The sequence below is a fragment of the Planktothrix mougeotii LEGE 06226 genome (assembly GCF_015207485.1).
GTDB lineage: Bacteria > Cyanobacteriota > Cyanobacteriia > Cyanobacteriales > Microcoleaceae > Planktothrix.
This window is the reverse complement of the sequence record NZ_JADEWU010000011.1, coordinates 16,670-30,669: the sequence shown is the minus strand read 5'-3', so window position 1 is coordinate 30,669 and position 14,000 is coordinate 16,670. Positions and strand designations below refer to the sequence as shown.

At 40.1% G+C, this 14,000-nt stretch carries 15 protein-coding genes; 7 read left to right on the top strand and 8 right to left on the bottom strand.

Annotated elements, in window-relative coordinates:
- Nucleotides 1-12: 12 nt before the first annotated feature.
- From IQ236_RS07285 to IQ236_RS07265, 5 genes are all read right to left on the bottom strand, one after another.
- Complete coding sequence (locus IQ236_RS07285; protein ID WP_407676145.1) at nucleotides 13-540, bottom strand: FeoA family protein; 528 nt, start codon at nucleotides 538-540, stop codon at nucleotides 13-15.
- 183 nt (nucleotides 541-723) lie between these two features.
- Nucleotides 724-1,302 (bottom strand): Crp/Fnr family transcriptional regulator, encoded by a 579-nt coding sequence (locus IQ236_RS07280; protein ID WP_193868647.1) that lies wholly within the window; start codon nucleotides 1,300-1,302, stop codon nucleotides 724-726.
- Nucleotides 1,303-1,330: 28 nt separating this feature from the next.
- Entirely contained in the window at nucleotides 1,331-2,083 is a 753-nt protein-coding gene (locus IQ236_RS07275) for an alpha/beta fold hydrolase (protein WP_193868646.1), read from the bottom strand.
- A gap of 96 nt (nucleotides 2,084-2,179) precedes the next feature.
- Complete coding sequence (gene fldA, locus IQ236_RS07270) at nucleotides 2,180-2,692, bottom strand: flavodoxin FldA (protein WP_193868645.1); 513 nt, start codon at nucleotides 2,690-2,692, stop codon at nucleotides 2,180-2,182.
- A 365-nt stretch (nucleotides 2,693-3,057) separates the two neighbouring features.
- Nucleotides 3,058-4,086, bottom strand: coding sequence for a chlorophyll a/b binding light-harvesting protein (locus IQ236_RS07265; RefSeq protein ID WP_193868644.1), 1,029 nt, complete (start codon nucleotides 4,084-4,086; stop codon nucleotides 3,058-3,060).
- 519 nt (nucleotides 4,087-4,605) lie between these two features.
- Between IQ236_RS07265 and IQ236_RS07260 the strand changes: the two genes are divergently transcribed.
- From IQ236_RS07260 to IQ236_RS07245, 4 genes are all read left to right on the top strand, one after another.
- Complete coding sequence (locus IQ236_RS07260) at nucleotides 4,606-5,007, top strand: 6-pyruvoyl trahydropterin synthase family protein (protein WP_190520503.1); 402 nt, start codon at nucleotides 4,606-4,608, stop codon at nucleotides 5,005-5,007.
- A gap of 78 nt (nucleotides 5,008-5,085) precedes the next feature.
- Nucleotides 5,086-5,814, top strand: coding sequence for an HAD family hydrolase (locus IQ236_RS07255; protein WP_193868643.1), 729 nt, complete (start codon nucleotides 5,086-5,088; stop codon nucleotides 5,812-5,814).
- Between the two features lie 91 nt (nucleotides 5,815-5,905).
- A complete protein-coding gene (locus tag IQ236_RS07250; RefSeq protein WP_193868642.1) occupies nucleotides 5,906-6,913 on the top strand; it encodes a S66 peptidase family protein in 1,008 nt (335 codons plus the stop codon).
- Between the two features lie 483 nt (nucleotides 6,914-7,396).
- Nucleotides 7,397-8,437: a hypothetical protein gene (locus IQ236_RS07245; protein ID WP_193868641.1), complete on the top strand. Its 1,041-nt coding sequence runs from the start codon at nucleotides 7,397-7,399 to the stop codon at nucleotides 8,435-8,437.
- A gap of 61 nt (nucleotides 8,438-8,498) precedes the next feature.
- Here the strand turns inward: IQ236_RS07245 and IQ236_RS07240 are convergent, their stop codons facing one another.
- Nucleotides 8,499-9,887: a hypothetical protein gene (locus IQ236_RS07240; RefSeq protein ID WP_193868640.1), complete on the bottom strand. Its 1,389-nt coding sequence runs from the start codon at nucleotides 9,885-9,887 to the stop codon at nucleotides 8,499-8,501.
- A gap of 110 nt (nucleotides 9,888-9,997) precedes the next feature.
- Nucleotides 9,998-10,840, bottom strand: coding sequence for a prephenate dehydratase (gene pheA / locus IQ236_RS07235; RefSeq protein WP_193868639.1), 843 nt, complete (start codon nucleotides 10,838-10,840; stop codon nucleotides 9,998-10,000).
- Between the two features lie 332 nt (nucleotides 10,841-11,172).
- On the opposite strand from pheA, the gene IQ236_RS07230 reads away from it, so the two are divergent.
- The 3 genes from IQ236_RS07230 (at nucleotide 11,173) to IQ236_RS07220 (ending at nucleotide 13,119) form a co-directional block, all read left to right on the top strand.
- Nucleotides 11,173-11,757: a DUF1997 domain-containing protein gene (locus IQ236_RS07230; protein ID WP_193868638.1), complete on the top strand. Its 585-nt coding sequence runs from the start codon at nucleotides 11,173-11,175 to the stop codon at nucleotides 11,755-11,757.
- A gap of 176 nt (nucleotides 11,758-11,933) precedes the next feature.
- Entirely contained in the window at nucleotides 11,934-12,146 is a 213-nt protein-coding gene (locus tag IQ236_RS07225) for a hypothetical protein (RefSeq protein ID WP_193868637.1), read from the top strand.
- A 538-nt stretch (nucleotides 12,147-12,684) separates the two neighbouring features.
- A complete protein-coding gene (locus tag IQ236_RS07220) occupies nucleotides 12,685-13,119 on the top strand; it encodes a hypothetical protein (protein WP_193868636.1) in 435 nt (144 codons plus the stop codon).
- A 17-nt stretch (nucleotides 13,120-13,136) separates the two neighbouring features.
- On the opposite strand, the gene IQ236_RS07215 is transcribed toward IQ236_RS07220, so the two are convergent.
- On the bottom strand, nucleotides 13,137-13,940 hold the full coding sequence (locus IQ236_RS07215; RefSeq protein WP_193868635.1) for a DUF928 domain-containing protein: 804 nt from the start codon (nucleotides 13,938-13,940) through the stop codon (nucleotides 13,137-13,139).
- Nucleotides 13,941-14,000 lie beyond the last annotated feature (60 nt).

Sequence of the window (14,000 nt, the reverse complement as noted above, 5' to 3'; positions counted from 1 at the left end):
TTGAATCATTCCCTACACGGGTTCGACGATGAGGGCATCCGCTTCCCCTTTGCGTAAACTCAGACGAAAACCGCGAACTTCGATTTCCGTCGGATCGCCTAGAGGAGCATGGCGCGTTACTCTAAACTCCGTACTGGGGGTGAGTCCCATTGCTAATAATTTGCGTTTGTAGTCACGGGATGTTGCTTCGTAACCGATCACTTTCAGGATGGAACCGATCGCCGCATCTCGCAGTTTAACAGTGGAATTTTGATTGGCTGTCATCTGATTAAATGCCCCCACAGAACTCGGTATTTTTGTGATGGAAATATTTTGTGCCATGTCTGCGCCTAACCCTAATCGCTGGCCGTTAAATGCCACGATCGCAGACCCCGTTCCCGTGCAGCTAATCACCTCTAAGATCGCTCCCGGCATCAATCCCATTGCCATTAAGCGGTTGTTACCTTCCCCAGAGTTTAGGGAGACAATTCGCACGCGATCGCCTACTTTTGTCTCTGCTAAGGAAATAGTTGATAACTCACTTTCAGAACTGTTTGCCATTTCGGATCTATCTTCTCCACTCATCTTTTGATTGGGTGACTCGCTTAAGTAAACAAATGATCGCTCTTGCTTTAGGTCTTGCCACCAACGATCCATGAAGTTTCTTCCCTTGGGCATTTTTTTCCTTGAGGTTTGCTAAATTAATAAGATTAATTCTCAATAAATACCATTAAACTCTAACACTCAGAGCAGATTTAAACAAATCTTAAACAACCTGCCCTTCCGTGCAATCTTTCCTTCGTGCTCAAATTGATTGATTAAGCGTGTGACAGTAACACGGCTAGTGCCTATCGTATCGGCAAAGTCTTGATGTGTCAGGCGAAGGTTAAGCAAAATCCCGCCCGGTGTTGACTCTCCGAATTGATTCCCTAGCCATTCCAGCAAACCCAAAAATCGATCACTAATCAAAGGTCGATGAATGATGCTGAAAAATTCTTCCATTTTCCAGACATGAACTAGCAATGCTTCTAGTAAATAACTGCTTTCTGGTAACAATTCTGTCACCTGTACATTAGTTAAGCATTCAACCTGATAGGGCTTGATCCGAGAGAGAGGAGTTCCCACAATATCCCCCTCACCCCAAAAGCCCAAAGTCATCATTCTCCCTTCTTCATCCCAAGTTTGAGAACGCACAATACCTGCTTCAATTTTCCAGAAAGTATCTGGTTTTAGACGCAATAAGTCACCTTTTAAAGCCTGTTGTGGGGGCAAAATGCGAAGATGAGATGAACGATGATAAGGAATGAAAGCGATCCGAGACATAGTTAATTCCTCAAATAGGTAACGGATTTTAAAAACTAACTGTGATGTTTTCGTTACTTTCCAAAAACTTAGAAAATAGGGGCTGCAAACGCCAAAAATTAGTAATTTGTTCAGTTACTTCTTGTGAATGGAAGTAGTGAAAAAAATAACGTCCTTTAGGACATTGCCAGATCCGATCGCCTTGTTTTAACCAAGGTTGCCATCCCTGCAATAAATTGGAATTAATAATGGGATCATCCTGACTTCCACAAACTAAAAGAGGAACAGGTACTCCCCCAGGAAAAAAACTTACTTTTTGATATAAAGTATGAGGAGATAAAGAGCTACTGAGATCTCGTTCTAATATTCGCAGGATCTCTCGGATCAGGGGACGAGATTGATGTCCAAACAAGTTACAGACCATCCGAGTTAAAATCATTTCACGGGAACAGGAAAAGTGTTCGAGTTGTGCGTAATAATGGGCTTGCCAATCAACAGCCGGATGCACTCCCACAGAGAGAAGTGTGAGCGATCGCACTTTTTTTGGATAGCGACGGGCATACAGTAATCCTAATAGTCCACTTGTACCATGTCCGATCAAATGTATCGGACGATCATGATGTTTTAAATAATCATGCAGTAACCCCAAGGCAATTTCTAAAGACATCGGTTCATCGAGAGTTTGGGAATATTCCCAATGAGCGATCGCAATCTTTTGAGATAACTTGTTTAACAAGGGGCGATCAAATTGCTGCAACGCAGGACTTACATTTAGCAGCATAGCATCAGGCAATGAAGACATGAAAAATTTCCTTTTGATTTACAATTTTTGTGATGAGTGAAGAACTAGAAAAAATAGAAATCGGGTTTCTTTATTTTTTACAGAAACCCGACTTTCTTATAACCCAAACTCCCGCTTCAGTTGAGATACCCAAGATTTCACACGGCTATCTGTCAATTCTGACTGATTATCTTCATCGATTGCCAACCCAACAAACTTATCTTCTCTAACTGCTTTCGACTCACTAAAATCATATCCATCTGTCGGCCAATAACCAACCGTTTTACCGCCAAGAGATGCAATCTTTTCTTCTAAAATACCCATCGCATCCTGAAAATTATCGGCATAACCCACTTGGTCGCCAGCACCAAAATAAGCAACTTTCTTGCCATTAAAATCAACAGCATCTAATTCATCATAGAGACCTTCCCAATCTGCCTGAAGTTCTCCCATATTCCAGGTTGGACAACCGATAATAATGCACTCGTAGTTATCGAAATCCCTGACATCAGCATCAGAAACATCTTGTAAATCGACAACGACCGCACCCCCTAATTCTTTTTGAATTAATTCCGCGATCGTTTGGGTATTTCCCGTTTGAGTTCCATAAAATAAACCAATTTTTGCCATTGTTCTCCTAGTTTAATTCATTGAATGATTTATGTTTCCGATTTGCTCAACCGTGCTAGAAACTATCCGGCAGTTTTCAAGCGATTTCGCGTAGCTGTAGTTTCGGCTTCATCGGAATGTATAGCCAAAGTTGAGGATTGGGTTTTAACGAAAGTTCGGCCTGCAATAACAGCCGATTAACAGCTTCTGAAACGGGCATAGTTTGGTAACAATTTGGGCAATACCAGTACAAACCCTTTCGATCAATATGCCGCAATAGTTTTCCAGAACAGCAAGGACAGTTCATAACGAAAAAGGGTGTGAGGAGGAGGAGTGAAAGAGTAGAGGGGTGAATCAATAACCGATCTACTCCCTCACAAAAGCGATTAAACTTCTACAGAATTCAAGGCTTTTTCAACTCGCTTGAAATCAAATCCCATGGCTCTGAGGGCGTGCCACAAATGTCCTTGCAAGAAGAAGAATGCTAAGAAAAAGTGAGCGTTTGCTAACCAGGCACGGGAGGTATGAGCACCCAATGGTAAATTCACCGTATCGGCAAAGTAAGGGGTGATTCCCATTTTCACTTCTAAGGTCGGGCCGTAAAATTCAACGGGATAGGCCAGGGTATTTACTGCACAGAAATAAGCTGCCACAAACCCGGCTAGGGCAATGCCACCTAATGAGTAAGAAAGTATCGCTTCGCCAGAGAAGATTAACACTTTCTTTGCCCATTTCATCGGGGGTACTAAAATATGCCAAATTCCCCCACCAATGAGCATCAGGCCAACGTAAATATGACCACCAACGAGGTCTTCTAAGTTATCAACGCTGGCAAAGTGGGTTTGATAACCGTAAATCACAAATGGATCGAGTGTAGGTTGGGTGACGATACGAACGGTTTGACTGGCTGCATCATAGAGTCCACCCCAGTACATGGCTTTGGCAACTAGCAATAGGGCTCCTACTCCTAGAAATAGGAGGTGATGTCCCAAAATCAGCCCCAATTTTTTAGAATCACTCCAATCAAAATCAAATTTCTGGGCTTGACCGGAGGCTGTTTTTAGGTCTTCTGGCGCTTTGAGAACGTGGAATAATGCCCCCGCACCCAATACGGCTGAGGAAATCAGGTGAACTGCACCGACGACAAAGAAGGGGTAAGTGTCAACCACTTTTCCACCATCGCCCACACCTAGGCCCAGAGTGGCTAAGTGGGGTAAGAGAATCAGTCCTTGTTCGCCCATGGCACGGGTAGGGTCAAACCAGGAAATTTCAAACAGGGTGAATGCACCTGCCCAGAAGGTAATCAGAGCGGCTTGTGCAACGTGCGCGGCAATGAATAAGCCACTGAGGTTGGCGAACCGGGCATTACCCGCCCACCAGTCATAATTGACAGTTGGATTGTCGTAGGTTTGCATAATGTCGATGAATTGATCGAGACAACGGCTTATTGAATATCTTTATCAATAAGCTAAAGCTAGTTTATAATCTTTCGCAAAAAGATAGTATTAAGTTTTGTTAAGAAAACTCCCGATCAGGTTTAGGTTAAGGGTCGGTTGGGGGAGAGCGGGCAACTATAGCACTACGCACTATTGTTAGGACATAATGTAGAGACGCGCCATGGCGCGTCTCTACACGGTCATTATAAAAACGTCCTAAAGTTAGCGCGTAGCACTATATTCGGCTTCAGAAGGAATCGCGCTAATCTTTTTAACAGAAGCCTCTTTGCTACTCCCAGATACCCTACACCCCAAGGGGGGTCACAGCGATCTGCCTCCAGGCTTCAATCCCCAGTCAGGTCTGATGCTGAGGGACAATAATTATAAAGATTTGCAATAAGATTGTATAAACTTAGTTGATCTTGAGTCGTGAACAGATATAGAACGTTGAAGGTGGCGTCAAAATAAGATCAGATATCAAGTTGAGGCTCTGTACCTATGCCGAAATGGAAATTAACCACAGAATTTACCTTTGATAGTGCCCATTATATTAAAGATTATGATGGGCCTTGTGGACGAATGCACGGTCATACCTATCGCGTGCAAGTGGAAGCAACATCTGACAAATTACATCCCTCAGAACGTTGTCCTCATCCCGTGATGGTTGCTGATTTTAAAAGTTTACGATGGGCAAAACAAGATGTTACAAAAGGAGGCTTAGATCATGGGGTATTAAATGAAATTTTTCCCCCGGAATATGAAACAACTGCCGAAATGATTGCCAAATACATTTATGATTTTACCAAAAAAAGAATCAATGAAGGCATCAAGTTAAAAGTTAGGGTTTCAGAAACCCCTAATTCTTGGGTCGAGTATGAAGATGATGAATCAGAGATTTAGGCGTTAATTTAACGGATGAGTGGTAGAATTAATTTAATCTAAATCTACCCCTTCCTCAACAATTTTTTTCAGATCAGCATGAACTATTTAGCTTTAGCAACGGATTTTGATGGAACCTTAGCGACAGATGGAATGGTGGAGGAATCTACTTTAAAAGCTTTAGAACGGTGGCAACAGTCAGGGCGGCAGTTAATTCTGATTACGGGCAGACAACTGGATAATTTAATTGCTCATATTCCGGTTATTAATGTGTTTGATTGGGTGATTGCAGAAAATGGAGCCGTATTATATCAACCCACTACCCAGGTCGAAAAATTATTAGCAGAGCGCCCTTCAGAAGCCTTTATAACCTTATTACGCGATCGCATTGATCAAAAACAACAATCTTTAAAAAATCAGGCGATTCCAGAGGAATTTTCTAAGATTGCTCAAGCTCAAACTTTGGAGGTTATGAGGGTGGGTCGAGTGATTATTGCCACTTGGGAACCCTATTTAGAAATTACCCAGAAAACGATTCAAGAGTTAGGCGTTAATCTGCAAATTATTTGTAATAAAGGAGCAGTTATGGTATTACCTGAAGGCATTAATAAAGCCTTTGGATTAAACGCTCTTTCCCAATTAATCAACCTGCCTCTACAACAAATTGTTGGTGTTGGGGATGCAGAAAACGATTGTGATTTTTTAGAACAATGTGGTTATTCCGTCGCCGTTGCCAATGCCTTACCCCAAGTCAAAGAAAAAGTTAATTGGGTCACACAAAATAGTCGAGGAGCAGGGGTAATAGAATTAATTAATCACCTTCTATAGCTAGTAAAACCTTAACGGGAAACACACAGAAAAACAGTTCAATATCTTACTGATAACTGATAACTGATAACTGATAACTGATAACTGATTCATGAATCGTCGTAAATTTTTAGCGGGATTAACCTTAACGGGAATTGCGACTCAGTTGCCCGTTTTAGCTCAGTCTGTATCTGTTCCTCGGTTACTCAAACCGTCCCGTTTAAACCCAGGAGATACAGTGGGGTTAGTAACTCCAGCCAGCCCCATTTTAAAAGAACATTTAAAGTGGATTCAACTGCAATTAGGACAACAGGAATTAACCGTTAAAGTTGCCCCTCATGTGCTGAGTGAATACGGCTATTTGGCGGGAACCGATCAACAACGGGCGGCTGATATTAATCAAATGTTTGCTGACCCAATGGTTAAGGGAATTATTGCCACAGGAGGGGGTTGGGGAAGTAGTCGAATTTTATCGTTATTAGATTATGATTTAATTCGCCAATATCCTAAAATTTTTCTCGGTTATAGTGATATCACAGCCTTGCTATTAGGATTATATAGCCAAACGGGATTAGTTACCTTTCATGGATTATTAGGCACTTCATTATGGACTCCTTACTCCGTCAGTTGGTTACAAAAACTCTTATTTGATGCCCAAATTATTACCTTTCAAAATCCTGCCAATATTCGAGTTGAAACCCTTTATCCCGGTCAAGCCCAAGGACAGTTAATAGGAGGCAATTTATCTGTTTTATCTGCTTTAGTCGGTTCAGACTATTTACCGAATTGGCAGGGCAAAATCTTATTTGTGGAAGATGTAGGTGAGGATATATACCGAATTGATCGAATGTTAACCCATTTAAAATTAGCTGGAATTTTAGATCAGATTTCAGGGTTTATTTTTAGCCAATGTACATCCTGCACTCCGGGGGAGGGAAATGAACCCTCTTTAACCTTATGGCAAGTCTTAACGGATTTAATTCAACCCTTAGAGATTCCCGCCTGGTATGGTTCGATGATGGGTCATATTCGAGATCAATTTACGGTTCCTTTAGGAATAGAGGTAGAAATTGATACTAAACAAGGCACAATTGCAATGTTAGAAAATGCTGTGATTTAAGAATAATATTCCTGTTTTAATGTATTCAGTTTTACTAAAATTAGGAGAACACAGACAACCCAGGAAACTGAGTGTCTGCGTTACTGCCGATGATCACTGGAAATATATCACTCTGATATCGATTGTTCCCTCTTTTTTATTGTTTGTTCCCTCTTTTTTATTGTTTGTTCCCTCTTTTGGAGGAAAACCTTTACAATTCCCATAAAAAAACTACATTTATATTAAATTTTGGTTAAAGTTTATTTATACTATTATTGATTTTTGTATCCCAAACTACAAGTATTGTAATAAAAAGTTGACACAGTTAAAAATTTCCAAAAAGTATAGAATATCTTTAGAAAAATTGGCTAAAATTATCAATTAATTCGACTAGACTTGAAGCAGACTGTATAATTTTAGGAACAAACGGTTTTCTGAATTCTACTTTTGCCGATATATTGCTAAATCCTCCAATGAACCTGACGGCTAAGGACGCAAGCTTTTATGATGTTCTCCCAATCTCCAGAACAACTGAACCCTCTATCTAATTCCGTAGATAGAACTGAAATGACATTGACGGCTGTTCGATGGGCGCAGAAATATTATGCAAAAGCTGCTGCTCATAGCCATCGCAGTTCAACTCATCTTTTTTTAGACGATCAGGAAGTTGATGTTACTGAATTTGATGAGAATCGTTCTCGCATCGTGGCAGATCTCATGAAAAACTTGAGCCTTTTAGGAACATTAGCATGGAATAAAGTTGGAGCCATTTTAGGGATTGACTGGAATCGCTATCCGGTCAATAAACTAGGATTAAAACAGGCGGCTACCCTGATTCAAGATGTCTCTAAACTGTATCATCAAGCCTTGGAAGTTTTTGCTCAATATGAGTACCCCTTCCGCCTATCGGTATCCCTAGGGCGAGAGACGATCAAACTCCGTCGCAAATACTCTCAACCAGAACCCTTGATGTTAGTTTTACTCCAATTGCAGTTTCATTATATGGGGCGAATGTTGTTGGAGTGGATGTCAATGAAGGAAAGAACGGTTTTCTTTCTCTACTTTAAAACCTTGGAGGATTATTTATATTCTCCGTTAGGGGAAGTGAATGATTTAGCCGGCCAACATCAACCCGATTCTCCCGCTTTAATTGCGGTTCAACAGTTACTTTCCATCTTCACAACCGTTGCTCATCATACTTATCATAAAGTGTATGATTTGAATCTAGGGTATCGCAGTATTAGCGGGGATCTGAAAAATCATCTGCTTCAATACTCTACTACGCGCGATATTGAGTTATTCCAAATTTATTTATGCTGGTGCACCCTACAGAATAGTTTGCATCCAATTCAACAAGAATTATTTCCCATGTGTGTGATTTTATATCCTCGACTCCATATTAGTTGGAAGTTAATTCAGGATATGTTGAGTGAGCTATCCGAGGAATTAGAAAAACGCTTGCTTCCTCAAAATTTCGCCGTCTTTTCTCCCTATCTTCAGGTATTAGCAGAAATCTTTTCTGATCGAGTCGTGCAACCGATCTAATCCTAGAAACCGGGTTTCTCAGCGAGAGATAATAGCAAGAAACCCGGTTTCTGAGTAACTGTTAAGATTTCCCTGGCCCTAACTTATACCAATGTTGTACCGCTAACCAAATTCCTGATAATAATCCCGCTAGACTTAACGTTATTCCACTGTAGGGAACTAATAACCCTAATACAGGTAAGATTGCACCAGAAATTGTACAAATTATCGCAACTAAAGAAGCTTGACGGTTGTTTCCGAGTCCCCAAACTGTGAAAAGTAATAAGGGAGATATTAACATCCAAGCTAGTTTCGCATCAATGAAGCGACTGCTATAGGTTAAAGTTAATAAACAGGCAAAAAACAAGCCTGCAATTATCATAATATCTCGCAGGGTTAAAGGTAAAGAGAGATACAGTAAAATAATCCACCCTAAAAATATTCCCGGTGCGAGTAATAATAATCGTGGGATCACGCCTGTATTCCGAACTGGGGAAGTTGCTGTAAATACCCCTAATGGATTTTTAACAGAAATATTGCCTTCATAAACCCAAGAAAGTTGTCGATTTTCTCCTGCTTCTTTTGTAACAGTTGGGACTGCCCCTGCAAATTCAGCATTCGCAAACTGGGTTAAAACATTTAAGTGAAAATTCGATAATAATTGATCACCCGGTTGATAAACCCATCGGGGAGCACCTTGCGCTTGATAGCTAACTTTAAAGTTTGTAGTTTCTCCTGGTGCTAATTTAAACGGAAATCCATAATCTCCAGGGTTGACTTGAACTAAGGGTTTGCCATTTTGTTCAACTTGAAAATCCTGTAATAATAAATAACCATAGGGAGGCGGAACTTCAAAGAAAAATTCTGAGATGCCTTTAAGTTGATTTTTAACTTGATAGTCCCCGACAAAATCCACACTATAAATCCATTGTTTAGTATCGGGACTGGTGGTTTGATTGATTTTAACGTCGATTTTTGATCCCGCTAAGGTCATCCAACGAGATACAATCCGGGTACTTTTAACTTCAATGGTTTTACCCTCAACATATCGATAATCGGTGAAGGGTTCTTCAATTTCATAGCGAATGCGAGGTGCGGTTTGTTCTAAACGTTCTCCCGCAACGGTAGTAGCAATTTGCGTAATGCGTTGTTGTTCCCAATTATGATAACGATTGGCTAAGGTAGAACAAAGAAAAAAACCAGTAATGATCACCAGAACAATTAAAATAAAATGGGGTAACATTTGCAGCCATTTCACATATTGTTCTAAGGCGGTTCTCAGAAGAGGAATAGAAATCCCCTCTCCTCGTTTCTTAACTGACCAATTCATTAGGGATAAAATCACACCCATGGCCGTTAAAAAAATAGCCAACTGGGTTAATCCTTTGATCATTCCTGATGCCAATTCAATTAATTCATTCGGATGGGTCAAATCAGGAATACTGGGAATACTACTCAAAAAAATATCCATAGAACCTTAAAAACTTAGTAGGGTGGCGGAGAACAGGGGAAATTTTTTTTCCCCTCAACCTTAATTCTTACCCATCCTACAAGAGAAATTGACCCGTTTCCGAATCGAGATTAATTCAGATTTAATAAGGTATAACTTCCAAAAATTTTGAGGGTTTCTGTGAAGGATCGTAATTCTGCTAAAGCGGATTGTACGGATTGATCATGGCTATCCGCTTCTAAATCCATAAAAAATAGATAATCTCCCAGGGAACGCTTACTAGGACGGGATTCAATTCGGCTTAAATTAATCCCTCGCTCTGCAAAAATAGTTAAGGGTTTCGCTAATGCACCCGGAACATTCGCCGGAACACTAAAGCCTAAAGACGTATATTTTCCCGGCCCTGAAGGTTGTAGACTGACGACCCAAAAACGGGTACAATTATCGGGATAATCATTAATGGGATAAGCCAGAACAGGTAATTGATATAATTCTGCTGCTCGTAAAGACGAGATCACGGCGGTATGAGTTTCATCTCTGACGTGATCTAAAGCTTCTGTGGTTGAATTCTTGGCAATTAATGGCACATCTGGGAGATATTTTTCTAACCATCCCTGACACTGTGCTAAACCTTGGGGATGAGAATAAACCACTTGAATATCAGCAAAGTTTTGGGCTGGGGAAATCAAGGCATGGTTAATGGGAAGAATTAACGCTTGTTGAATTTGTAGGGAACCAATTTGCCACAGTGTATCCAGGGTTACAGTAACACTGCCTTCAATGGAATTTTCAACAGGAACTACCCCAATATTGGCATCTCCCTTAGAAACTGTCCATAGGGTTTGACTAATACTCGAACAGGGACATAACATTGTGTCTTCCCCGGTGTTTTGGGTCAGAGATTGGGCATAAGCTAAGGCGGCGGCTTCAGCATAAGTCCCCGATGGGCCGAGATGAGCAATGGAAACGGTCATAATTTCACTTCCGTAGATAATAAATTAATCGCAAAGGATGGAATTAACCCCAAGATAGAAATTGTTGTGAGGGTTCCTCCCGTTCAGTTACATTTTGCTAGATTACGTTACAATTATTTACATTAATCTCATCAATCTTACCCTTATCATGAAAAGATTACGAATTATCGGGATTTCACGGATTGCATGAAGTTTACCGATTTCATGGCTTTCGTGAATCATCAGCGACCCGGTTTGATCCTGACTTGCGATGGATGAAAATTGTTTGAAAATTTCTTAAATTTTATTAAGATAAGTTTCAAAATTTGTAGACTTTAATAATTAATTTTTTTATGTATACTCACTTTCAAGCCTCCCAAACTGTTGAAATGGCAGTACCCAAGCCCAATTTGATTCACCATTATCTCCGTCAACCGAAACGTTTAGTTAAAGCGTTGGTTGATCCGACTCGGTTGGAATACTTGGGAGAGGAGATTTACCGCTTAAAAATGCGTCCTTTGCAGTTCATGATGTTTAGTTTACAACCAACCGTAGATTTAAAAGTCTGGATACACGATGGAATTCTTAACTTAAAATCCGTTGGCTGTGAAATTCGAGGAATTGAGTATATTAATCAACGGTTTTCCCTGAATTTAGTCGGGAAACTCTATCCAGTTCAATTACAAGGAATTACCCATTTAAAAGGCCAAGCGGATTTAGAAGTAAAAGTTGAACTTCCTCCCCCCTTATGGTTAACACCCCAACCTATTTTAGAAACAACCGGAAATGGATTATTAAAAAGCGTGCTGATGACCGTTAGGCACCGATTAGTTCATAATTTATTATCGGATTATTCCCATTGGTCTGAAGAACAATTAGGAGTTGGGGAACGCCAACCTCAGTCTAACAATGCGGTATCGAGTATGGAGTGGCTATAGCGTTAAGTTGTGAGAGATCACATCCCTCAATGATGTAGATCACGATTAACCTTTGTTCCTCATCACCCTATTGTTTCCGTAGAAATCAGTACAGTAAAGGTATCAGGATCACCCCAGGTTTTGTGGAAATCCCTGATACTAAATATTGTGATGGCTTTTACCAGGAGAATATTGCAATGACTTGTATTCGTGATGTTGTTCAAGAAGTGATGTCTACCGGCTATCTTAGCCTTCATACTGAAAACAAATTGAGACAAATGCTACAAACAACCCATTATGGTACGGATGATATTAATGCCTTTGCCAATTTGCAGTTAGCAGCCATGTCAGGACAGGTTAAGCAGGAGTCGCGGGAATTATATCAATTGGCGATTATGCAACAGTTTTAAACTTAAATTTGCTCATGGGAAGCACTGAAGAACTCATTTTTTAACTTTTATTATTTTCCTGGGATATTATTATCATTTTTTTATTAAGATTAATTAATTTTTCTATATTTTTAAACCTAGAGGTGATTATTTTTGATCACATTTAGCAATAATGAACAACCAAAGCCGGGATAAACAGGAAAAAACGATATAAAATTAACGATAAATTAACATAAACTCAAAAACATCTTTATTATTTTTTAATATTATTCTGGTTTTCCTACCCTATAGGGAATTACGAATTACGAATGGGGAACAGTCGGTTACGACCCTTGTTATAAGGTTTAGTCTTGTCAAACCCCTGCTCTTCTGACCGGGCTAGTTGTGATCCATATCACTTTTGAGATGTTAATTCAGTCAAACGCCATCGTGCGTATTCTCACGGAGATGACGATAAGAGCATCACGGGGAAACCCTAGTGGTATCACTGACAGTTGGGGACAATACCGCGATTATTAACAATACAAATCAGGATAGTCCCTTAGAGAGAAACACAAGAATGATCGTGGTTGTCAAATCTAGTCAAACCTTTGTGAGCGCGACGGGTTCACTCAAACCGATTCCCTTATCCACTAAATTTGGTGAGATTGAGTTGGAACAACTTTGTAGAATTGCTCAACAAAATCAATGGAAAACCGAAGATCTCGAACATCGGATTGCTCAAGCTCGGTTGATGGTTGATGCGAATTGGGCGACTCCCAAGGATTATGCACTTTTAGAGTTAGAGAAACGGGGAAAATTACATCTGCTGGATGGGGTAGAGTATTGGATGGTGGAATTAGATCAAAACCGTGCGGCTGGAGTTTACTTAAATCCAGATGCTTATACTCTTGATGTCATGATTGTTAATTTAGAATGGTTTGCACCCATTCATCGGGAGACGGTAACCACTCTTCAACGATTAATCGAGTTAACAGAGTCTCCTTATTTTTAAATATCTAAAGTCAGGGTTTAAGGATTTTGGGGTTGAGTTGACATTGAATTGATTTCAACCTTAATCCAAGGAACTCCAATTAACCTTTCTAGTCCGTTTGCTTTTAAAAAATTGTCCCAAGTGGCTGTTAAAGTGGCATCATTAGGATTTTGATGACGCAATTCATCTAATAAAATCAGGGCATCATATTCTAATCCCAGGGATTGATATAGTTTAAAACGATCATAAGCAGTCATCTGTTGTAGAAGTTTTGTTTCTATTTCTCGATTAGTGGAAAGCCGTTGGATTTTTCCTTTAATCAGAGTGCTTCCACTAAAATCTCCTGTCGTGTCACAGGTGATTTGAAAAGACCAAGAATAAGGATTACCCGTTTCTACAAATAACTTAGCAACGGATTTGGGTAAGCTTATACGCAATAAACCAGATTGAGCTTCTAAATTCAATTTCCCTTCATAGATTATTGTTTTATTTTGATCTGTAATGACGAATTCTCCTAGGAGGGGGGATTGTTCAGGAACAGATAAAATTTGATCGGATTTCAAAGGGGGAATATAAAATAAAAAAGTGGGAGTATCTGCTAGGGTCGTTGGTGTCCCCTGTTTGGGTTTAATGACGATTAATGGAATATCAAAACAATATCCTCGCGTGATATTCGGGTCTGTGGCGGGTTTGTCGGTATCAGGTGGGGGTGTTACATCTTCACTGACTTGAATGGGAGAGGTTTGAGGTTGTGGAGATTGTTGGAATATAGAAAAGTTAAAACCTAGCCCCGTGGCTAAGGTCATACTGAGGAAAGCGCAATGGAATGGATGACGTGACATTTATGTTTTTCCTCGTCTATAAAATACGTTAACCTGACCTGTAACCTCCTAATTATTGCA